Raw genomic sequence first — 21,245 nt, forward strand, 5'->3', positions numbered from 1 at the left:
TCGCAGGAGCAAGCCCAAAGACAGCACACTCCAAAGACGCTTTGTATCCACCATAATAAAAAAAGACCGGCTCCAAACGGAACCGGTCTTTTCATAACAAGCAAAAACAGCTTACTCAGCCTTCGGGGCTTCTTCAGCCTTGGCCTCGACCGCCGGAGCTTCTTCGGCCTTCACTTCAGCCTTCGGGGCTTCTTCGGCTTTGGCTTTCTTCGGGGCAACCTTGGCTTCCTTCTTCGGGGCTTCCTCGACGGCGGCGACTTCCACCAGCTGGAGGATGCACATTTCCGCGGCGTCGCCACGACGCTTGCCGAGCTTCAGGATGCGGGTATAACCGCCGTTGCGGCCTTCATATCCCGGAGCGATTTCATCAAACAACTTCTTCACCGCACCCTTGTCGCGCAGTTTGGAAACCGCGAGACGGCGACGATGCAGATCGCCTTTTTTGCCGATGGTGATCAGACGCTCGGCGAAACTGCGGGCGGCTTTGGCCTTGACGACGGTGGTCTGGATCGAGCCGTGCTCGAAGAGGCTGCTGACCATATTCGCGAGCATCGAACGACGATGCGCGCTGGACCGACCGACCTTGAAAGTGTCTACTCTGTGACGCATAATTACTTAGTCTCCTCGACTTCGGAACGGACCCGCACCGATTCCGCTTCGAGAGCGGCCATCAGACGGTCACTGAAGCTCATGCCAAGCTCCAACCCGAGTTTTTCAATTTTTTCCTTGATTTCATCCAGCGACTTCTTGCCGAAGTTCCGATATTTGAGCATCCGGCTCTCCGTCTTGGTGCAGAGCTCGCCGATCAGCTTGATGTTGGCGCTGTTGAGGCAGTTCATCGCCCGGACCGAAAGATCCAGAATTTCGACGTCGTGCGACAGGAGCTTGAACATCTTGGTCTCTTCTTCAGTCAGGACCACATCCTTCTCCACCACCTGATTGCCCATGAAAGGCTGCAGATGGTCACGGAGAATCCGGGCGGCCTCTTCCAGCGCATTCTGCGGGGAGATGCGGCCGTCGGTCCAGATCTCGAGTTCGAGACTGTCCATTTCGGTCTCTTCGCCCACGCGGGCGGCGCCGACCTGGTAGTTGACACGGGTCACGGGGCTGAACAGGCAGTCCACCGGGATCGTGCCGATCGAACGCGGCGCGGTGTTCTTTTCAGCCGGGAGATATCCCTTGCCTTTGATCACTTCGATTTCCGCGCGAAACGGCAGGGATTTATCCAGCGTGCAGATCACCTGATCGGGATTCAGCACTTCGACCGTACTGTCGCAGACGATATCCGCCGCGGTGACCTTGCCTGCCTTGTCCTTGCGAATTTCCAGCGTTTTCGGACCCTCGGCGTGCAGATTCAGCCGCACGCACTTGAGGTTGAGGACGATTTCAGTCACATCCTCGACCACATTGTCCAACGAGTCAAACTCGTGTTTCGCGCCGTCAATTCGAACCGAACAAATAGCCGCGCCTTCCAACGAAGACAACAACACCCGGCGCAGCGAATTGCCCAGCGTATGACCGAAGCCGCTCTGAAACGGAGCCGCGATGAATTTCGCATAGGTTTCGGTCACGGTCGCATCGTCAACGACGATCGACTTGGGCATCGGAAAACCGATTGCAGCAGTCATATTTATCCTCCAAATTGATTATGCTTTTCAGCACTCTTTCAACATAAGCTCTCCGGAAAACTTCCGGCTTCTTAAGCGGCGGCCGTTCGATTCTTCACGCGGCCGATCCGCACTTCAAATCCTGGCCGGTACGCCGGAAGCTCCACCCGAATTGGTCGGGTCAGACCCGGCGGCGCTTCGGAGGACGGCAGCCGTTATGCGGAACCGGGGTGATATCCTTGATCGTGCTGATTTCCATCCCGGCGGCGGCGATGCCGCGGACCGCGGATTCACGACCGGCGCCCGGCCCCTTGATCCGGACTTCCACTTCCTTCATGCCGACCAGCTGCGCCTTCTTGGCGGCGTCGCCGGCGATCACCTGAGCCGCATACGCGGTGCTCTTGCGCGATCCCTTGAAACCGTTCTTGCCGCCGGTCGACCAACAGATCACGTTGCCGTGCAAATCAGTGAAAGTCACTTTGGTGTTGTTGAACGTGGCCAGCACATAAGCGATGCCGGACGGAACGTAACGCCCGGTCTTGCCGCGCTGCTTGACGACGGGTGCCGCAGCAGCCGCGCCTTCAGCCGGAACCTCGGCGACTTCGGTATTCTTAACTTCTTCTGCCATAATATTTCAATTCCTGATTAACCAATTATCAAACTCGATTCGTCCCGTTTCAGGCCGCCGCGGAATCCTCCGCATGCCTGAAATCCGCGGCCAGGCTCTTACGCCTTGGCCAGACGCCGCTGGGTTTTGTCGCGGATCGCGCCGATCGTAACCTTCTTGCCTTTGCGGGTACGGGCATTGGTCTTGGTGCGCTGGCCGCGAACCGGCAGGCTGCGGCGATGGCGGATGCCGCGATAGCAGTTGATCTGCTGCAGGCGGCGGATGTCAGCCGCCAGGGTACGGCGCAGGTCGCCCTCGACAAGGAGGTCGTCCTGAAGAATTTTGGTGATCGCACCGATCTGGTCCGGAGTAAGGTCCTTGGCTTTCAGGTCAGGATCGATACCGACTTTCTGAATGATTTCCAGCGCTTTGGCCGGGCCGACGCCGTAAAGATAACGCAGCGAAAATTCGACGCGCTTGTTGCCCGGAATGTCAACACCAATAATACGAGGCATATCTTGTTTCCTATTTCGTTAAAAATTGCCGTTCAGCCGTTTCAGCCCTGACGCTGCTTGTGGCGCGCGTCGCGGGAACAAATGACCCGGATCGTGCCGTTGCGTTTGACGATCTGGCAAAATTCGCATCTGCGTTTTACCGATGCTCTGACTTTCATAACTTACCTCACCTTGCTTTTTCGAAGCCGTTTTCCACAGAAGCACAAAAACCCAAATCAAGCGTCGATCATCCCTTTCGCAACAATCTGCGAAATCCAATGGACCCAAAGCAACTCCTGATTTGAGACATTTGCGAGTCACGCCGTCACGAGCGGTGGAAAGGCGATATGAAGACGCTCCCGCATAATTTTGATTTAATAAAATATCACAATTATTCCAGATATCAAGCAGCCATGCTTTTTTTTCACGATTTTTTCACCCGCAATGCCGTGCCGGCATCAGTTTATTGCCGCGGGAATCCATAGTTTCACATAAATATATGTTTGCGCCGGAGCATTTGCAAATTGAATCGCGTCACTGAACTTTACCGGACCTTTTCAAGGCACCTCCCGCCTGGCGATCCCACACAGTCAGGCCGTCGGTCGCTTTCCGGTTCGGCCACAACAGCGACAGCGGCCAGGCCACCACGGCGAGAACCGCATTGACGAGGATCGTCGCCCAATAGGAGTGAACCGGCAGCTCGATCACCCCGAATTCATGCAGCAGCATCGCGAAATTGACCAACAGCGCCACGGCCAGCCCGGCCAGCAGTGCCTTCTCTCCGACGCGAACGGTGAAGAAGCCCAGCATATAGATGCTCAGCAGCCCGCCGCCGAGCAGCGACCCGAGAACAATCGTCAGGTCGTTGATGCTCTCCTTCGGAATATAGTGGATCAGCACCGCGCCGCCGATCATCCACGCCGAAACCAGCATCGACAGCCGCTTGGCGAACCGCAGTTCACGGCGGTCGCCGCCGCTCCGGCCGAACCGGCGGTAGAAGTCCACTGTCGCGACCGTCGCAATGCTGTTGATCGAGCTGGACAACGAACTCATCGCCGCCGCGAAGCAGGCCGCGATGATGCTGCCCGCGATAAACGGCGGAATATGCGTGAAGATAAAATGCGGCAGCACCTGATCGTTCTCCAATCCCGCGATCGGCTCCCGGCCGAACACCTGATAATAGGCGTAAAGGCATGCGCCGAGGAAGAAAAAGCTCCCCCATGTCGGCAGGCTCATTCCGACACACAGCAGCGTCGCCTTGCGCGCTTCGCGGGTGGATTTCGCGGCGATGTAGCGCTGGATCACATTCTGGTTGCCGGAGTATTCGGTCGTAAAACCGACGATTCCGAGCAGCAGCACCACCAGAAAAGTCCGGTCGTTCAACGCCAGGCTCATCGGCCCCAGGCTGAACTTGCCGTCCGCGAGGCCGATTTCGAAAATCTGCCGGAAGCCGCCGGGCAGTTTGCAGGCGATCAGCACAAAACAAAGGATGCCGCCGCCGAGCAGCAGGATCGTCTGCACCACATCGGTCCAGATCACCGCCTCGAAGCCGCCGAATGAAGTGTAAAGCGCCACCACAATGCCGGTGATCAGGATGATCGCGAAGATGTTCCAGCCGGTCATCGCGGCGGCGGGCAGCGCCATCAGATAGAGGATGGTTGCCAGCCGCACGAATTGCAGGATGATGAAGCTGCCCGCCGCATAACAGCGCACGACGGCGCCGTACCGCGCTTCCAGATATTCGAAGGCGCTGGTCATCTTTCCCCGCCGGAAGAACGGGATAAAGAAACAGCAGGCCAGCACCGCGGCCGCCACAATGCCGAACGACTGCACGAACTGGCGGAAATCCAGCGCGAACGACGCAGCCGGCAGCGCCAGGAAGGTCACGGAGCTGATCGAGGTGCCGAGCATCGACAGCCCGACCGCCCACCCCGGAAAGGAGCGGTTGCCGAGGAAATACTCCTCGGTGCTCTTGTTTTTTCTCGCGAAATAGATTCCCATCGCTGCCATCGCGGCGAAGTAGAGCACGATCGCTGCAAGATCACCGAACCGGCACATGGTTCAGCACTCCTTTCTGCCGTACCGGAACAGCAGATCGGAACCGGTATGATCCAATTATGGCTGCCATCGTCATAAGGTTCAGTCTTTCAGTTGATCGCGTTTGAAATAATACACCTTGCCGTCTTCGGCTCCGACCAATAGATCGGGCCTGCCGTCGCCGTCGAGGTCGGCGGGGCACGGCGTCGCATTGTGCACGCCGAAATTCAGCAGCGCGCCGTCGGCTCCGGCCAGCGGCTCCGGCCGTTCGAATACCGGCGCGGCGTTGTTGCCGGTGTTGCGCAGGAAGAACACCGTCGCCTTGGTCGGTATTTTCCGGCCCATGATGAAGGCGTTGCAGCCGTTCGGGGAACCGGCGAGAATATCCCAGCGGCCGTCGCCGTCCCAGTCGGCGACGGTCATCGCGGTACGCCCCCACTGCCCGGAGACGCCGCACATCCGCAGCACGCCGCCGTCGCGGTAGCGCAGTTTTTCCACCCGTTTGAAATCGACGCCGCCCGCAGCCGCCGGAATTCCGACCGCCGCATCGCCGTCCCAGTCGACCAGCAGCAGCGCGGCGCGCGGTTCGCCGCCGTAGCCGAACTCCCGGCCGATCACGGCGGGACGACTCCGCCACGCGGCGCGAAACGGCCGCCCGTTCAAGGTGAATTCCCGTGCTTCCCCGAGAGCGGCCGGAGCCGCCGCCACCCGGTAGAGCCTGAGCCTGCCTTCGATATCGCCGGTCAGCAGTTCTTGGCGGCCGTCGCCGTCCCAGTCGCCGGCGGTGACTTTCAGATATCCCCACCGCTTTTCATTCGGCCCCTGAATCGATCCGGAATAACCGGCCTGCACATGCAGCTCCTTCCCGGCGGACGTGAACCGCACCGGTGCGCCGTACACCAGCGGATCCGCCGTCCCCGGCCAGAAAGTCAGGAAACCGGATGCATCCGCCAGCAGCAGGTCGGGTCTGCCGTCGCCGTCGAGGTCGGTCCGCCACGGCGACACCAGCGTCTCCCCGGCGAGGCTGCCGCCGCGCATCACCGCACAGCCCGCTTCCCGGAAATCGCCGGCCCGGCCGCCGCGCATCACCGCAATTTTGCCCGGGTTGCCGTCGGCCAGAAGTTCCGGCCTGCCGTCGCCGTCGAGATCGACGACGTTCAGCTTCAATGCGAAATAGGTCTCCGCCATTTCCGGCCCGGCGGCGAGAAACGGAATCGGCTCCGCCATCACCGGTTCCCCATCCTGAAACGAAAACCGGAAGGCCAGCAGCTCGTCCACCGAACCGGTGTGCAGCAGGAAACGGCCGCCGTCCGAATCGCGCCACAATGCCAGCGCCCGTTCGGATTCCCCGGATTTCCAGGTGAACGGCACGCCCGGCTTGCGGAACCAGACCGGCCGGAACGCGGCGAACTCCGCCCGTCCCCTGCCGACGCTGCCCCCCCTGGCCCACAACAGCTCGGTGACGCGCTCGCGCCCCAGCCAGCGGCCGCGCACATCGTATCCCTTGTCCCTGCCGAGATAGCGGGTTTCGCGCCCGGTCCACGGCTTTTCGCCGAGCGGCCACGGCCCTTCGGCCGGTTCATGGCACTTCGCGGCAATCAGGTCCGTGACGCCGTCGCCGTCAAGATCGCCGAAAAAGAAGCCGCTTTCTCCCGCGCCGTCGAGCGCCTGCCGGAGTGTCTTTCCGCCGATGCGGACTTCGACCGGGTCCGAAAATTCCGGTTTGCCGGGCTTGCCGCGATTCTCCAGCAGGATCAGTGCCTGCGGCCCGAACAATGAATTGGTCCCCCTGGCCCAGAGCCGGAACGCCCCGCCGGGCAACAGCTCCGCCTGAAAGTGGCTTCCGGGCAGTTCGCTCACCGTGGTTCCGGCGTCGTAGACCGGCAGTCCTTCCGGCGACAATCCGAGGAAACGGTAGACCGCCAGCCGGAAACCGTACATATTCGGATAACCGTGCAGCAGCAGGTCGCGCGGCTCCGCCGAAAACCACGGCACCGCCGCCGCAATCACATGCAGCTGGTCGATAAAGGGATGCAGCGCCTCTTTTTCGCACTGCAGCGCCGGATATCCATGATCCAACGGCAGGTTCACCGGCAGCGCCGCCCCCGGCACTCCGGCCGGAACCACTCCCGCCCGCCAGTTCAGGTTCGCCACCTTTCCCGCCAGCGGCCGGCGTTCCTTCAGGTCGCTTCCGGTCCGCAACTGTTTCCAGGAGCCGAACGGCCTGCCCGGTTCCAGCCGCGCGGTCAGGCGGTTGTTCACCCACAGCCGCAAAACACGGCCGTCGCAGTCCAGCCGGACCGCTACCGGTGTTCCGGGGTCGATCACCGCGCCGCCGGTGACGGACGGCTCCGGCTTGAAGCCCGGCAGCGCCAGCTGGATGCGTTTGCGGTCCAGCCGCAGGATCAGGGCGTGGCGGTCCGTGCCGCCGGAGAGACGCAGCAGGGTCATCGGCGAACGGTCGTCCCACAGGCCCCGTCCCCCATCCGGATAACGCTCCACCTCAAGGTCGAAGGTCAGCGTCCACGCGGAGCCTGCCGTTACCAGCTCCCGCCACTCCGTTTCCGCGCCGCGGAGCGCCGCAACCGCCAGAACCGCCAGAAAAAGCAGAACGCACCTCATCACTTCACCCACAGCTTTCCGGCCCGGCCGGCGGCCTCATAGCCGTTGACCATCGCCTCATGCTGGTCCTCCCCGTTGATCAGCAGGCCGAACCAGCCGCTGGTAACCTCCGTCCAGCGGGCGAACCTCGCGCTGCCGTCCGCGAACGCATAGTTGCGGCCGCCATGCGGACGCTCCGAGATCAGGTTGCCGTTGCCGATCCGCATCCACGCCACCCACAGCTCCTCCGTGCTCAAGCTGTTGTAGTCCAGCGCGCCGCTCTTCGCGAAATAGGGACGCATATCCGATGAACCGGTCAGCGCGTACCGGTCGAAGTAAGCCACCAGCCGGTTCGGGGAAGGCCGCAGCCGGTGCAGCGGCACCGAGGCGACCACGCCGTTGGCCAGATAACCGATTTCGTTGTCCTCGTCCGGCGCGGAAGAACCGCTGTCGCGGGTGATCAGCGCACTGCATTTGAACAAAGACTTGTTTTTCGTATAATAATCATACAACGCGCCGACCCACGATTGGCGCCGGCTCGGGTTGGTGAAGCCCTGCTGTACATTATAGGAAGAGTAGTGGTTCGTCGCATTCTGGCTGCGTCCCGGCATCTGGAACGGAAACTGCCCTTTGAAATCAACCCCATACATCGTCCCGAACTGCGAAATCTGCCGCAGGTTTCCAAGACAGCTGACCGCCTTGGCCCGGTCGCGCGCCTTGTTCAAGGCAGGCAGCAGCATCGCCGCCAGTATCGCTATGATTGCGATCACAATTAGCAGCTCAATAAGAGTGAACAGCCTTACATGGCCGGATGCGGGGGGCGTGTCCGCCTCGTGCCGCGCCCCCTGCGTCCGGCAAGGTGCCGGTGCCGGGTACGGGACGGTCGACAGGCGGAACGGCGATCGCTCGGCGGGGAAGGAAGATTCGCAATAACGTGACGGTATCTTCCCGCTTTTCTGCGGAAAGATACCGTCACGTTTTTGCTCCGACTTGCCGCTTGCAGAGCATTGGCGGAAGTGTGAGAGCTTGCCGGAAATATGTGAGAGGTTGGGGAGGTCTGGTACGGGGAGAGACGCGGCGCTGGTCGCCGCTTTCTCTCCCCCGAACCCCTCTCTTTTGCGCAGAGCGGGAGCGGAAGAGAGAACGTGGGGCCGGGGGAGCGGAACGGGAGTGAAGGGCTGAAGAACAGATGGGGAACCGTCGTGTATTCGGCAAGCTTGCATTACGGACAGTGCAGTTAAGGTAAAAATGTGTTTCATTGGTTCCTCCTTGTGTTGGCAATCCGGTCCATTTTTCCGTTACACTGAATATTATGGTCATAAATGCAGGAAAAAACAAGCCTTGACAATATCACTTTTTGATGATATTATATCACAATCCTATTTAAGTGAAATGGAGGCCTACCGGTGAATTCCGACGCAGTTGTTTATTTTGCAGACAGATACGACAGCGAGAAGCCGACTTCCGTACATTCCCACAATGGCACGGAAATCATCCTCGTGGTGCATGGCGAGTGCGTGAATGTGCTTCCGGGAAAGGAACAGCATGCGAAAGCCGGTTCGGTGATCGTGGTTCCGGCGGGCATGTCGCACCGGCAGCTCAATTCCGGGCGCGTAACGACCGTCTATGTGATTTTCGAGGCGCAGCAGGAGTGTTTCGACTGCTCCGCCCGCATCCTCGACGTGAAGGGCGACCGCTATGCGCCCGGCTGGTTCGAGCAGATCGTATCGCTGAAAACCGCCCGGCTGGACCGCGAGGCGGACCGGCTGCTCGGCGTGCTGCTCAGCTACCTGACCGGCCGTGAAAACCGGCTGCAGCGGGAGGGGGGGCGTTCCCCGGCCGCCGCGCGGGCGATGGCGTACCTTGAGGAGAACTACAACCGGAACATTTCAGTGGCGGAGGTCGCGAACGCCTGCGGCGTCAGTCCAAGCCATCTGCATTTGCTGTTCCGGCGTGAATTTTCGGAAAGTCCGCTGGCGAGCCTGAACCGCATCCGGATGAACCGCGCCCGGCAGCTGTTGCTGAACTGTTATCTTTCGATCGGCGAAATCGGCTTCCAATGCGGTTTCAACCAGCCGCACTACTTCTGCCGCGCGTTCCGCAAAATACACGGCTGCACGCCCGGCGAGTACCGCGTGGCGCTGAATCGCGACCACGACAAGAAAGTTCTTTCCGGCGATGTTCCCCGGTAAAGCGTCACAGGGAGCGGCCGATATCCGTTTGCCGATTCGGATAAAATCGGTTTTTCCCGCTGAAACGGTTGCAATCAGAAGCGTTCGGCTGTAAATTAAAAAGGATCACTTTCAACACATTTTCGAGGGCTATCTATGGGCGGCTTTTTCGGCGTCGTCGCGGATCACGACTGTGTATGCGACATTTTTTATGGAACTGATTATCACTCCCACCTGGGAACCAAACGCGGCGGCCTGGCCGTCTGTGATCCCGAAAACGGCATCACCCGCCGGATCCACGATATCACCAACGCCCAATTCCGCTCCAAGTTCGACGACGACATCGACAAATTCGCCGGGAACTCCGGTATCGGCATCATCAGCGACTACGAGGACCAGCCCCTGATCATCTCCAGCCGGTTCGGCAATTACGCGATCGTCACGGTTGGGAAAATCAACAACATCGAGGAACTGGCCGAGGATGCGTTCAACCGCGGTTTCTCGCACTTTTCCGAATCCAGCTGCGGCGAACTGAATCCGACCGAAATCGTCGCCATGCTGATCGGCCGCAAGCCGACCATCGTCGAGGGAATCGAATACGCCCAGAAAGTGATCGACGGCTCCTGTTCGATCCTGATCCTGATCGACAACAAAATTTACGCGGCCCGCGACCGTTACGGCCGCACTCCGGTGATTCTCGGGGAAAAGCCCGGCGCTTTCGCGGTCACAATGGAGACCACCGCCTTCCCGAACCTCGATTATAAGCTGAAATACGAGCTCGGCCCCGGTGAAATCGTCGAAATCACCGAAAAAGAGGTGATTCAGAAGCGCGCTCCCGGCGACACCATGAAGCTCTGTACCTTCTTCTGGGTCTACTACGGCTATCCGTCGAGCTGCTACGAGGGCATCAGCGCCGAAAGCGCCCGTTACCGCAACGGCGAATCCATGGCGGCGGCCGATGCGGATATCCTCGACGGAATCGATTCGATCTGCGGCATCCCGGATTCCGGCATCGCCCATGCGATCGGCTATTCCAACGCCTGCCACAAGCCGTATCGCCGCAGCTTCGTCAAATACACGCCGACCTGGCCGCGCAGCTTCATGCCGCAGAATCAGGCGGTCCGCGACCTGGTGGCCCGGATGAAGCTGATTCCGGTACAGACCGAAATCGAAGGCAAACGGATGCTGTTCTGCGACGACTCGATCGTGCGCGGCACGCAGCTCAAGGACACGGTCGTGCGACTCTATGAGCGGGGAGCGAAATCGGTGCATATGCGTTCGGCCTGCCCTCCGCTGGCTTTCGGCTGCAAGTTCCTGAATTTCTCGCGTTCCCGCAGTGAACTCGATCTGGCGGCGCGGCGGGCAATCGCCAAGCTGGAAACCCGGGAGCTGACGGACGACGTGATCCGGGAATATCTGGAATACGGCACCGACAAATACAACGCGATGGTCGAGGAAGTGCGCAAGGAGCTGCGGCTGAATTCTCTGAAATACCAGAGCCTTGAAAAGCTGATCGAGGCGATCGGCGTGGAACCGTCGAAGGTGTGCACATACTGCTGGACGGGACGGGATGTGGAGGACGAAGCTCCCCAAATCGACCTCAAAAAATAAAAAAATCTAAAAAATCCGCCGAAGGCGGCTTACGCCGCCGGCAGCTTGCCGGTGGCGACGGCGGCTCTGCCGCCTGTCCTTTTTGTTTTTTTGCTTTTTTAACTTTTTTGAGGAGAAGAGTATGTGGGTAACTGAAGCCATGAACGGATTCGGCATGACCGTCGAGGTCGAAGCCGAACTCTGCCGCCGTCAATCCAAGTTCCAGAAGATCGAACTCTATCAGACCGGCAAGCTCGGCAAGCTGCTGTTGCTCGACGGCATCATCCAGCTGACCGATTTCGACGAATTCGCCTATCACGAAATGCTCGCGAACCTGCCGATGTTCGCCCATGAAAATCCCCGCCGCGCCCTGGTGATCGGCGGCGGCGACGGTGGCATCCTGCGCGAGCTCGGCAAGCACCCCGGACTCGAAGTGATGGATATCTGCGAAATCGATGAGGAAGTGATCAAGGTCGCCCGCGAATTTCTTCCTGAAATCTCCTGCGGCTATGACGATCCCCGCGTGAAAATCCATATCGCCGACGGCTCCGAATTCGTGAAGGACAAACCCGGCTATTACGACGTGATCATCGTCGACTCCACCGATCCGGGCGGTCCGGGCACCCCGCTTTTCGGCGAGACGTTCTACCGGGACATGAAAAAGGCGCTCCGCCCCGGCGGCGTGATCGCGACCCAGGCGGAATCCCCCTATCTGCTGCCCGACATCGTCGCGCGGCTGAACCGGGTTTCCCGCAGCATCTTCCGCTCGGTCGGCTACGCGTCGATCATGGTGCCGACCTATCCGACCGGCATGATCGGCGCCTGCGTCGCCAGCGACCGCGACGACGTAACCGTGCCGGCCCGCCCGGTACCGCCGGAACTTCAGAAGAGGCTGCGTTACTATAACGCCGCCATCCACCACGCCGCATTCCAAGTGCCGACCTTCGTCAGCCGCCTGTTCGAACAGAACCGGTGAACCTCCCCTTCCGCAAGTAGCGGGATATCCGGGATTTCGCTCCTTTCGGAGCGACCAAGGCGCTTCGCCCTTGGAACCCGACCGGCAAGGTGCCGGCGCCGAATACTTCAGAGCCGGGAAAGGCGAAACGCCTTTCCCTCCGGATAGGGGAGGCTCTACTGTGGACAGGCAGGCGAGTACCTGAGCGGCACACCGCTCCGGTCGGCGGCCGCGTCGGCTTTTTTGCCGACGCCGGGCACTCCCTACGCCTGCTGCCGCCGGAGGTCACGCGCGGAACCTCCAGATGCTGACCGGGTAATAGACAGATACCCTGATGGAGGCTGATAAGAGTTTATCTGCCGATATATGCAAAGCGAGGTCAGGCAACAATGCAGTTACCACCCCACAGGCAAGCACCTTGGAATACGAGCCTTACTGAACCTTGCCTGTATTATGAGGATAGGCAAGGCGAGAGCAGGCAACAATGCAGTTGCCAACCCACAGGCAAGCATCTTGGAATACGGGCCTTACTGAACCTTGCCTGTATTATGAGGATAGGCGGAGTTCAGCCTCCATGAGGGTAACTTCACATCATCCGGTCAGCATCTGGAGGTTCCGCGCGTGACCTCCGGCGGCAGCTTACCGCAGGGAGTGCCTGAAGCCCGCAAAAAAGCGGGCTTTGTGCCGACCGGAGCGGTGTGCCGCTCCTGTACAACCATGCCTGTCTCCATCAGGGCTCCCCCACCCGGAGGGAAAGCCGGAACGGTTTTCCCGGCTCTAAGTATTCGGCACCGGCACCTTGCCGGTCGGGTTCCAAGGGCGAAGCGCCTTGGTCGCTCCGAAAGGAGCGAAATCCCCTATTCAGGAAACTTGTACACGGTGTAATTTCTGGATTTTTAAAATCATCTCAAGGGGCGGGGGATTATCCCCAATCCGGAATAGAAATGGCCTGTGATGCCTCTGGAAACAGAGGCGTTTTTCTTTTTCTTCCGTAGCGAAAAGGCCCGGAGGTTCTTGTAATTTTCTCCCGGAGTGGTATACTTAGAGTATCAGAGAGAAATCGCGGGAGGTCCGGAAATGAAACGCGCCGTAATATCGATTCTGCTGGGAGTGCTTGTCTCCGCCGCATTCTGCGCCCCGATTCCGGCGGAGCGGGCCGCCGAGGCGCTGCTGACCGCTTTCTTCACTGGGGATGAAGCCGGAGTCGCGCGGAACAGCTCCCCGCAGGGACTCCGAAAATTTTCCGGCCATGACCGCGAGGAGCTGATCCGGGAGGCGGCGCGCTTCGGCGTGTTCCGCGGCATCCTCTCCAGCCAGGAACTCGGGGAGGACCGCGTCGAGGTCCGCTGCCGCTTCTCCGACCACCCGGTCCGCTTTCTCGTATCGTGCGCTCCCGACGGCAGGGTGAACGGCTTCGCGGTGTTGCCGGACATCGACATTCCCCGCCTGACCAGAGCGCAGATGCTGGCCGACTTCGATTACCTCACCGCGATGCTGGAGAAAATCTGCCCGCTGTTCACCGTGAACCGAAAAGTCTACGATGTGGACATCCCGGGAACACTGGCCGCCCATCGCAGCCGGATCACCGGCGACGAATCCCCCGAAGCCTTCTACCGGCTGATCCAGGACGCCCTGCAGGCCTGCCGCGGCAACCACCTCTGGGTCACTGCCGCCCTGACGGAGCTCCCTCCCGCACTGCACGACTTCCTGTCGGTCTACCGCGGTTTTGTGGACCCGGCGGCGCTTGAAACGACCGCCGCCGTCACCATCCGCGAGGGCGGACGCCGTCCCGCCGGTCCCGACCTGGGGCTGATCTACTGCGAAGGGGCGTACTATACGAAATTCGATTTCACGCTGCACGGCGTCACTTATCCGCGCGGCATGAAGCTGCTGTCGATCGACGGCATCTCCCCGGAGCTGTTTCTGGCCGAACAAAACGACCATCTGGACAATTTCGACGCCGCCCGGAAAACCTTTTACGACAGCGGCGAAATCCCTTTCTACACCCGTTCCGGGCGCTGGGGAAAAATGCCGCTGGTGTTCCGGTTCGAACGGCCTGACGGCGCGACGGTGACCTTCCCGCTCGCCTCCGGCGACAAACTCATCTGGAAGGGGCCGCTGCGGCAGCCGTGGCATATTCCGAGGCTGGTCGAATACCTGCCGGGGCCGGAAATCCTGTATATCCGGATTCCGGCGATGCGGGAAGAGGATATTCCATTCTACCGGACACAAATTCTCGAAAAGAGCAGAAATCGGAAAATCCGGGCCGTCGTGCTCGACGTGCGCAACAATCCCGGCGGCAGCGACGCGGTCTGGAATGAAATCCTCGCGCTGCTGATTCCGGGCCCGTGGAGCTACTCCACCACCTTCGCGCTGAAGGATTCGCCGGAGATGCGGCGTTTCCTGCAGCAGCACCGCGAATTCTACCGCCGGAACCGCCGCAGCTACGACATGCCCGGCCTGAACGAGTTCCGGCAGGTCGCGGTCCCCTATCTGGACAACGAAAAATTCCTCGCCGCGACCTTCACCAAGCAGCTGCCCGGCAACCGGGCGGTGCTGCCGGAACGGGTGCCGGTCTACGTGATCGCGCACAACATCTACTCCTCCGCCGGAAACCTGACGGCGGTTGCGAAGCAGCTCGATTTCGTGACCAGCGTCGGACTGGACAACCCGAAAAGCCTCGGCAGGGGGATCGATCCGTTCTTCTTTTCGCTGCCGAATTCCAAACTGGTCGTTTCGGTTGAGCCGGCGCTCGACCTGACCGGTTGCCGCCGGGCCGCCGACACGCTGCATACCGGGGTTGAACAGAAAGTCGACCTGACGCCGGCGGAGTACGTCGAGTACTGGAACTCCAACCCCGGCCGCAACCCGGTCTCCTATCTGCTGCACCGCGATCCTTTCATGCAGAAAATCCTGCAATTGCAGCATAACCGCTGAGAGCGGCTGCGGGTTCCCGGCAGATCAAGCCCGAGCCGTCCCGCAAAATATTCCGCATTTTTCCGGAAGGGGACTTGACATCGGCGGCGTTTCTTTGTATAATATAATATGTATCATACAAGAAACGAACCTTTTTTCCAAAGGAGAAGCGATGAGCGATACGCCGAAATACGAGCAATTCAGCCGCTTCCTGCACCAGCAGATCCTGTCGGGCGTCTACCGGCCCGGCGAAAAACTGCCCTCCGAGCGCGACCTCGGCAAGCAGTACCGGATCGCTCACATGACCGTCAACAAGGCGGTCAACGGCCTCGTCAGCGCCGGAGTGCTGGAGCGGCACGGATCGCGCGGCACTTTCGTCGCCGCCGCTTCGGCTGAAACGCAGCGTCAGGTCTGCCTGCTTTTGCTCGACCGCCAGCCGGAGCAGTTCCAGAGCGGCGCGCTCGAAATGCAGGTTTACTCCGGCATCACCGCGCAGGCGGCCAGGACGGGCATCGTCGTGATCCTCGCGGAAACCGCGGCCGCGCCGGAAATGATCGACACGCTGCTGCAACAGCGCGGCAACGACCTGCGCGGCATCCTCTTCTGCGGCATGACCCACGAAGAAAAGATGCTCAACCTGGTTGAACGCTACCGCTCTTTGAAATTCATCCTGCTCAATTACCAGCTTCCCGAAGACCTCGGCTACTTCGACAACCTCTTCAAGGTCTACAACGCCGACGCCGAGGGCGGGGCCATGGCGGCGGAAGAGCTTTACCGCCGGGGACACCGTGAATTCGCGGTCCTCTCCTGCGAACTGCACTGCCGCAACTACGCCCGCCGTACCGACGGGTTCCGCCGGAAGCTGGTCGAACTCGGGGTTTCCAACAGCCGCATCCACTTCCGCTACCTCGACCCGTTCCGCGACATCTGCACCGAGGCGGTTCCGCAGGCCGAAGCCCTGACCCGCGAGCTGCTCGCTTCGCACCCCGGCGCGACCGCGTTTTTCGCCGTCAACGACTACTTCGCCTCCGGCATCGCCACGGAGCTGGCCCGCACCGCGGACAGTTCACGATATGACATCATCGGCTACGACAACATCCTTCCGGTACTCTCGCAGTTGGGGGGCTTCTCCACGGTCGCGATCGATTTCGAGGCCATCGGCCGCCGCGCGGTCGAACTGCTGACGGACGACCGCCCTGAAAAAATCATCCGGATCGCGCCGCGCCTTTTCACCCGCACCGGAAAGGAATCCGGCCGGATTACGGCATAACCCGTGCAGAAAGTTCCCAATCAGTCATCACTCAATCAATATAAGGAGCTTCCGATCTATGAAAACAGTTTCCGGCATCCCCGCATTCCCCGTTTTTCATCGTGTTCCCGAACGCGCACGGACCAAATCCCCGCATTCGGCGGCATCCGTCTTTCATTTTACTTTGATTGAGTTGCTCGTAGTAATCGCCATTATCGCGATTCTGGCGGGGATGCTGCTGCCGGCGCTGAACAAGGCGCGCGAAACGGCCCGGTCGGGCAAATGCACCAACAACCTGAAACAGCTCGGACTGGCCGGGGCGATGTACGGCAATGACTACAAAGTGCTTCCCGGCGCCTACTACCAGAAGAACGCGGCGACCGCGATCACGCACTGGAAGCTGATGCAGGAGCAGAATTACCTGCAGCCCTCCAATCTGTTCACCTGTCCGGCGTGGAAACCGATGAGCTATGACGTGGACAACGAGTACGCCGATTACTACACCTACGGCGTGGTCTCCTACGAGTGGTGGAGCAATCCCTTCTACACCGTCAGGCCGGACAACCCGATCATTCCGGAAAACCAGCGCCGCTCCCCCGCCGCCTATCTGATCTACGTCGACAGCATTTCGCGCGTCGATTTTCAGCAGAACGTGCTGGTCTACGCCTATCCGAACGGCGGCATGACCAACAACCTGACCCGCCACACCCATTCCGGGCGGGCCAACGGCGCGTTCCTCGACGGGCACGCCGCCGGCAACTCCCCTGCCGAGCTGAAGGACAAATACGGCTTTGAACAGACGTTCGGCGGACAGGAGGGAATATGAAGCCGCCCTTGATCGACGACCGGATCACCCGGGCGTTTTACCTGCGCGCCCGGCGGGAGCTGGCGGAAAATTTCGGACTTCAATGCGATATCGACCTCGGGACCCCTTTTCTGAACGCGCTGTTCTGGGGATCGCTGAAATCCCTTGCCGACCGGGTCGATCCGAGCGGTTTCTGCCAGACCAGTTTCGGGGAGGAGGGCAACATCAAGTGCTACGGCACCAGCCATTATCCCCGCGACGCGGCGGAGGCCGCCGGCGTGCTCGCATCGGTCGGCCTGACGGATTTGGGCCTGCGCATCCTGCGGTTCAGCCTTGAACACATCCCGGCGGGGCAGTACTATCTGCCGCACGTCTACCGCCGCGACGGTTCCAGCCGGGCCAACACGGTTCAGGTCGACACTCCCGGCCATCTGGCCCGGGCGCTGGAACGCTGCGTCCGGCAGGGCGGTCCCGTCCCCGAAGCGGAACCGCTCTACCGCCAATTGCGCGAAGTCTGCCGCGCCGCCTGGCGTCACCACTATCACCCGGAGTTCCGGCTGCTCGACGCCGGCAACTACAACGAGCAGGGGTTCGACGGCAGCAGCGAACTGCTGCTGGATCTCTTCACCAACACGGCCATGCACAGCGGGCTGGCGGCGCTGGGGCGCGTTGCCGCCGCTTTCGGCGACGAAAACTCCGCCGGAGAATTTGCGGAACAGGCCGGACTGCTGGCCGCCGGGATCGAGCAGCGCCTTTTCGACCCGGAACGCGGCTTTTACCGGAGCGGCTATTCGCTGGACCGGCGCGGATTCATGCCGGAAGAGAACTGGATCATCCTGTACTGCCGCCGCTGGTACGAGGGCCGGCCGGAGGCGTGGGAACGCGCCTATGCCGAATTGCTCTCCGACACCGCGATCCGCTGGGACGATCACACGCTCGTCACCGGCGAAACTCCGGGGCGGCGCTTCATGCTGCTCGGGAAGTTCTTCGCCCAGCAGCTCGGTTACTTCGCCGGGACCGGGCGCGAAGCCGAACTCCGGGACGGCCTTTGCTTCCTTGAGGAGAGTGTCCGCCGCCCGTTCAACCTCTACCCGGAGTGGTGGTTCCACCACCGCCCGGAGAAACTCTCCGGCTACATCCGGGATTTTCTCGCCGACCATCGCGAGCTCTGGTGCGCCTATGCGGAGGATCCCGCCGGAGATTACACCGTCGACAGCGGCAACTGCGAACAGACCGCCGTTTTCCTCCAGCACATGCTTGACGATATCCTCGGCGTCCGCTTCCGGCACGGAAGGCTCCAACTCCGCCCGGCGCTCGTTCACGGCGGCGGCTGTTCCGCCCTGCCGGTCGAATGCGGCAAAGCCCTCTCATTCCACTATGAAAACAACCGGCTTGAAGTCGAAACCGGCCTGTGCCGGGAGTTTGAACTCGGCCTGCCGGCTGCCGCCGGGCTGCCGTACATCGTCACCGTCAACGGAATCCCCGCGGAAGCGCGGCGCGAATCCGGGCAGCAGCTCGACACCCTGTTTGTCACCTGTCCGCCTGCGGCGGGCCGCATCCAGATCACCGTACACCCGGAAGGAGACCGAGTATGAGACCGCTGTTTTCCACCACCGCACTGCTGCTGGCGTTTTGCCTGTTCCCGGCGGCGGCCGCCGAACTGCTCCGCCATCAGCCCGCCGAACCGGAATATTTCCCGCCGCGCAATGAGGCGATTCCGGTTCCGACATTCCGTCACAACGGCGGCCCCCTGACCGTCGCGCTGGACTATCTGCCCGCTCTGCGCCACACCTGGCTGCTGCTCGACGGCAACCTCCTGCTGATCCGGGATGCCTCCGGCAATGAGGTGCTGAAGCTCGACCTGGTCCGCCGCGGCCGTTTCCAGCTGAAGTACGGCAAGGCAACGCAAATCTCCCTGCCGCTGCTCGATGAGATCGACCGTTTCCCGCTGCGCCTTGTCCTCGACGGAGGCGGCGCGCGGCTTGAAATGGAACAACGCATGTGGACGCAGCTTCCCGGCCCGGCGCTGCCGCCGGGAGAGTATTCGATCACGCTCGCCCGACCGGAGAACGGGATTCCCGGGGCTTTCGGCCGCTACCGGGAGCTGACCGTCTCCGACACGGCCTCTCCCCCGGCGCGGCAGCCGGACTACCCGGAGCGCAGCGCGCAGTTCGCCCGGCTCGCCGAAGCCGACCGCCGCCTCCTTGCCGATCCCGCATACGACCTCAATCCAGCAGTCGCTCCGGCAGCCTTCGACCGCGACAATGCCGGACGAGCCGCCATCCGCATCGCACTGGATTCGCTGTGGAAACGGCTTCACATCGGGCAGACGGCCAATTTCGACGCCTATCTCGCCGATCTCGAAGTCGAAGCCGCCCGGCTTGCCGCTCCGCACGTTCCGGCACCGGCGATTCCGCTGACGCGGGACCGTTCCGCCGGTTTCCTGACGCCCGGCGACCGTGATTTCCACTTCGGCGTCATCGGCTGGGAACTGGGAAATTACGCGCCGGAGCTGGCGCTGCTCGGCTGCGATCTGGTCTCCGACTCGGTCTGGCCCGCCCAGCTCATCACCCCGGAGGGCGGCTTCAACGAGGAGCACTATCGCAGCCGCACCCTGCCGTCACTGCGGCGGCTCGCGCATTACGGAATCGCGGTTGATATGCTCGTCGCTCCCTACACGCCGCCGTTCCTGCTGCAAAAGCACCCGGAATGGAGCGGCTCCTATGCGGAAAAGCGGCTCGCCGGGCATGGCTTTCTGAGCGCTTCGATCATCCACCCCGACTACCGCGCCCTCTGCCGGGCCTATCTCGGCCACCTGATCCCCCGCCTCGACCGGGAGCGGAACGTGGCAGCGATCTGCCTCGATAATGAGCCGGGCTATGAGGATTACACGCCCGCGATGCAGGCGCGTTTCCGCGACTTCCTCCGGGAACGCTATTCCGGCATCGGGGAACTGAACCGTTCGTGGGGAAGCGCCTATCCCGATTACGACGCGATCGCGCTGACCCGGCGGGAAGCGCTGGACCGGGAGAAGAAAAACCGCTTTTACGACTGGTTTCTCTTTACTTCCGGCGTCGGCACCGCCCATTTGCGCTTCCTCCACGACGACGTCAAACGCCACACGCAACTGCCGACCCACGTGAAGGTCCTGCCGTGGGAGTTCGGCCACACCTGGGTGAAACGCGATTCAAAAGAGCGCAAAGAGACCGAACTGGCCGACGGGATCGACCGCTTCGCGATCGCCGGGTTCACCGATCTTCTCGGCACAGATTCGTATGCCGACAAATACTCCGCCGAGGGAGAGTACGCCGCCAACACCATGTACCAGTCGCTCTATTACGATCTGGTCTCCGGCTACGACCGCCGCAAGGCGCTTTTCGACAGCGAGTGGCACATCGCCGCGATCGACGCGCGGACGCCCCCGGAATATATTGAAATGGTCATGCAGCAGAATGTGATGCACGGCCTCCGCGCAGGCACGGTCTGGGTGATGAATCCTTGTGTGGACGCCTTCGACATCTCCGGCGATGTGCCGCTGCTGATCCGCTATATGCAGACCGCCGCAACCATCCGGAAATTCGCCGGAGCCTACCGGGCGCTGGCGGAGCGCCCCCGGCCGGTCGCGCTGCTGTACAGCCCGAAAAGCCGCCGGCTGTTCGACGACCGTGCGGTCCACCCGCTTCAGCGCCTCCATGAAGCCTCGCTTTTCACCGGCCTCGGCATCCGGCTGCTCGACGAACGGCAGCTGCTTGCGGGCGATCTCGACGGCATCCGCGCGATCATCTCCGTCGACTGCCTCGCCCCGGAGGCGGGAACCGCCGAGGCGCTGCGGAACTTCCGCCGTAACGGCGGAACATTCGCCCGGATCGGCGAATTCGGCGGAGGCCCCGTCCCCGGAGAACTCCGTTACGAGACGACTGCCGATCAGAAGCAATTGCAGAAAATCCTGCTCGACGTTGCCGACCGCGCCGGTGTTTCACCGGCGATCCGGGTCGGCAAGCCCGACGGCTCTCCGGTTCCCGGCGTGGAGTTTCACTCCGTCCGGCAACAGTCCGGAAGCGAGCTGCTCTACGTAACCAATTACAGCACGAAGCCGCAGGAGCTGACGCTTCACGGAGTCCGGCGATTCCGCAACCTGCACACCGGCGAAACCGGCGGCAGCCGCCTTACCCTCCCGGTGCAGGGGACGCTTCTCGCTGCTGTCGAAAGGTGA

At 61.3% G+C, this 21,245-nt stretch carries 16 protein-coding genes; 8 read left to right on the plus strand and 8 right to left on the minus strand.

Going from position 1 to position 21,245, the window contains the following annotated elements; genetic code table 11:
- Nucleotides 1-111 precede the first annotated feature (111 nt).
- From rplQ to C8D82_RS13020, 8 genes are all read right to left on the minus strand, one after another.
- Entirely contained in the window at nucleotides 112-609 is a 498-nt protein-coding gene (gene rplQ / locus C8D82_RS12985) for a 50S ribosomal protein L17 (RefSeq protein ID WP_116884717.1), read from the minus strand.
- A gap of 2 nt (nucleotides 610-611) precedes the next feature.
- Nucleotides 612-1,628, minus strand: a complete 1,017-nt coding sequence (locus tag C8D82_RS12990) for a DNA-directed RNA polymerase subunit alpha (RefSeq protein WP_116884718.1) — start codon at nucleotides 1,626-1,628, stop codon at nucleotides 612-614.
- A gap of 160 nt (nucleotides 1,629-1,788) precedes the next feature.
- Complete coding sequence (gene rpsK / locus C8D82_RS12995; RefSeq protein ID WP_116884719.1) at nucleotides 1,789-2,235, minus strand: 30S ribosomal protein S11; 447 nt, start codon at nucleotides 2,233-2,235, stop codon at nucleotides 1,789-1,791.
- A gap of 98 nt (nucleotides 2,236-2,333) precedes the next feature.
- Nucleotides 2,334-2,729 carry a 30S ribosomal protein S13 gene (rpsM, locus tag C8D82_RS13000; RefSeq protein WP_116884720.1) on the minus strand — a complete coding sequence of 132 codons (396 nt, stop codon included), beginning with the start codon at nucleotides 2,727-2,729 and terminating at the stop codon, nucleotides 2,334-2,336.
- Nucleotides 2,730-2,770: 41 nt separating this feature from the next.
- A complete protein-coding gene (rpmJ, locus tag C8D82_RS13005) occupies nucleotides 2,771-2,887 on the minus strand; it encodes a 50S ribosomal protein L36 (protein WP_116884721.1) in 117 nt (38 codons plus the stop codon).
- A gap of 355 nt (nucleotides 2,888-3,242) precedes the next feature.
- Nucleotides 3,243-4,766 carry a sodium:solute symporter family transporter gene (locus C8D82_RS13010; RefSeq protein ID WP_116884722.1) on the minus strand — a complete coding sequence of 508 codons (1,524 nt, stop codon included), beginning with the start codon at nucleotides 4,764-4,766 and terminating at the stop codon, nucleotides 3,243-3,245.
- Nucleotides 4,767-4,847: 81 nt separating this feature from the next.
- Nucleotides 4,848-7,367: an FG-GAP-like repeat-containing protein gene (locus C8D82_RS22155; RefSeq protein ID WP_116884723.1), complete on the minus strand. Its 2,520-nt coding sequence runs from the start codon at nucleotides 7,365-7,367 to the stop codon at nucleotides 4,848-4,850.
- Nucleotides 7,367-8,605, minus strand: coding sequence for a prepilin-type N-terminal cleavage/methylation domain-containing protein (locus C8D82_RS13020; protein WP_133245197.1), 1,239 nt, complete (start codon nucleotides 8,603-8,605; stop codon nucleotides 7,367-7,369). Before C8D82_RS13020 ends, C8D82_RS22155 begins: the two co-directional genes overlap by 1 nt.
- 147 nt (nucleotides 8,606-8,752) lie before the next feature.
- Here C8D82_RS13020 and C8D82_RS13025 point away from each other — a divergent pair, with 147 nt between their 5' ends.
- The 8 genes from C8D82_RS13025 to C8D82_RS13060 all read left to right on the plus strand — a co-directional run bounded on the left by C8D82_RS13025 (nucleotide 8,753) and on the right by C8D82_RS13060 (nucleotide 21,245).
- Entirely contained in the window at nucleotides 8,753-9,538 is a 786-nt protein-coding gene (locus C8D82_RS13025) for a helix-turn-helix transcriptional regulator (protein ID WP_116884725.1), read from the plus strand.
- 135 nt (nucleotides 9,539-9,673) lie between these two features.
- Nucleotides 9,674-11,128, plus strand: coding sequence for an amidophosphoribosyltransferase (locus C8D82_RS13030; RefSeq protein ID WP_116884726.1), 1,455 nt, complete (start codon nucleotides 9,674-9,676; stop codon nucleotides 11,126-11,128).
- A 121-nt stretch (nucleotides 11,129-11,249) separates the two neighbouring features.
- Entirely contained in the window at nucleotides 11,250-12,083 is an 834-nt protein-coding gene (gene speE / locus C8D82_RS13035) for a polyamine aminopropyltransferase (RefSeq protein ID WP_116884727.1), read from the plus strand.
- 1,056 nt (nucleotides 12,084-13,139) lie between these two features.
- On the plus strand, nucleotides 13,140-14,999 hold the full coding sequence (locus C8D82_RS13040; protein WP_116884728.1) for a S41 family peptidase: 1,860 nt from the start codon (nucleotides 13,140-13,142) through the stop codon (nucleotides 14,997-14,999).
- Nucleotides 15,000-15,150: 151 nt separating this feature from the next.
- Nucleotides 15,151-16,248: a GntR family transcriptional regulator gene (locus C8D82_RS13045; RefSeq protein WP_116884729.1), complete on the plus strand. Its 1,098-nt coding sequence runs from the start codon at nucleotides 15,151-15,153 to the stop codon at nucleotides 16,246-16,248.
- Nucleotides 16,249-16,306: 58 nt separating this feature from the next.
- The gene (locus C8D82_RS13050) at nucleotides 16,307-17,053 is read left to right on the plus strand and encodes a prepilin-type N-terminal cleavage/methylation domain-containing protein (protein WP_116884730.1); all 747 of its coding nucleotides are present in this window, start codon (nucleotides 16,307-16,309) and stop codon (nucleotides 17,051-17,053) included.
- Entirely contained in the window at nucleotides 17,050-18,627 is a 1,578-nt protein-coding gene (locus C8D82_RS13055) for an MGH1-like glycoside hydrolase domain-containing protein (RefSeq protein WP_116884731.1), read from the plus strand. Before C8D82_RS13050 ends, C8D82_RS13055 begins: the two co-directional genes overlap by 4 nt.
- Complete coding sequence (locus tag C8D82_RS13060; protein ID WP_116884732.1) at nucleotides 18,624-21,245, plus strand: beta-galactosidase; 2,622 nt, start codon at nucleotides 18,624-18,626, stop codon at nucleotides 21,243-21,245. The genes C8D82_RS13055 and C8D82_RS13060 overlap by 4 nt, the downstream gene beginning before the upstream one ends.

This window comes from Victivallis vadensis, assembly GCF_003096415.1.
GTDB lineage: Bacteria > Verrucomicrobiota > Lentisphaeria > Victivallales > Victivallaceae > Victivallis > Victivallis vadensis.

Excerpts from the sequence above, each read along its gene's own strand:
- rplQ (WP_116884717.1), bottom strand. The coding sequence starts at position 609 with ATGCGTCACAGAGTAGACACTTTCAAGGTCGGTCGGTCCAGCGCGCAT.
- C8D82_RS12990 (WP_116884718.1), bottom strand. The coding sequence starts at position 1,628 with ATGACTGCTGCAATCGGTTTTCCGATGCCCAAGTCGATCGTCGTTGAC.
- rpsK (WP_116884719.1), bottom strand. The coding sequence starts at position 2,235 with ATGGCAGAAGAAGTTAAGAATACCGAAGTCGCCGAGGTTCCGGCTGAA.
- rpsM (WP_116884720.1), bottom strand. The coding sequence starts at position 2,729 with ATGCCTCGTATTATTGGTGTTGACATTCCGGGCAACAAGCGCGTCGAA.
- rpmJ (WP_116884721.1), bottom strand. The coding sequence starts at position 2,887 with ATGAAAGTCAGAGCATCGGTAAAACGCAGATGCGAATTTTGCCAGATC.
- C8D82_RS13010 (WP_116884722.1), bottom strand. The coding sequence starts at position 4,766 with ATGTGCCGGTTCGGTGATCTTGCAGCGATCGTGCTCTACTTCGCCGCG.
- C8D82_RS22155 (WP_116884723.1), bottom strand. The coding sequence starts at position 7,367 with ATGAGGTGCGTTCTGCTTTTTCTGGCGGTTCTGGCGGTTGCGGCGCTC.
- C8D82_RS13020 (WP_133245197.1), bottom strand. The coding sequence starts at position 8,605 with ATGAAACACATTTTTACCTTAACTGCACTGTCCGTAATGCAAGCTTGC.
- C8D82_RS13030 (WP_116884726.1), top strand. The coding sequence starts at position 9,674 with ATGGGCGGCTTTTTCGGCGTCGTCGCGGATCACGACTGTGTATGCGAC.
- speE (WP_116884727.1), top strand. The coding sequence starts at position 11,250 with ATGTGGGTAACTGAAGCCATGAACGGATTCGGCATGACCGTCGAGGTC.
- C8D82_RS13040 (WP_116884728.1), top strand. The coding sequence starts at position 13,140 with ATGAAACGCGCCGTAATATCGATTCTGCTGGGAGTGCTTGTCTCCGCC.
- C8D82_RS13045 (WP_116884729.1), top strand. The coding sequence starts at position 15,151 with ATGAGCGATACGCCGAAATACGAGCAATTCAGCCGCTTCCTGCACCAG.
- C8D82_RS13050 (WP_116884730.1), top strand. The coding sequence starts at position 16,307 with ATGAAAACAGTTTCCGGCATCCCCGCATTCCCCGTTTTTCATCGTGTT.
- C8D82_RS13055 (WP_116884731.1), top strand. The coding sequence starts at position 17,050 with ATGAAGCCGCCCTTGATCGACGACCGGATCACCCGGGCGTTTTACCTG.
- C8D82_RS13060 (WP_116884732.1), top strand. The coding sequence starts at position 18,624 with ATGAGACCGCTGTTTTCCACCACCGCACTGCTGCTGGCGTTTTGCCTG.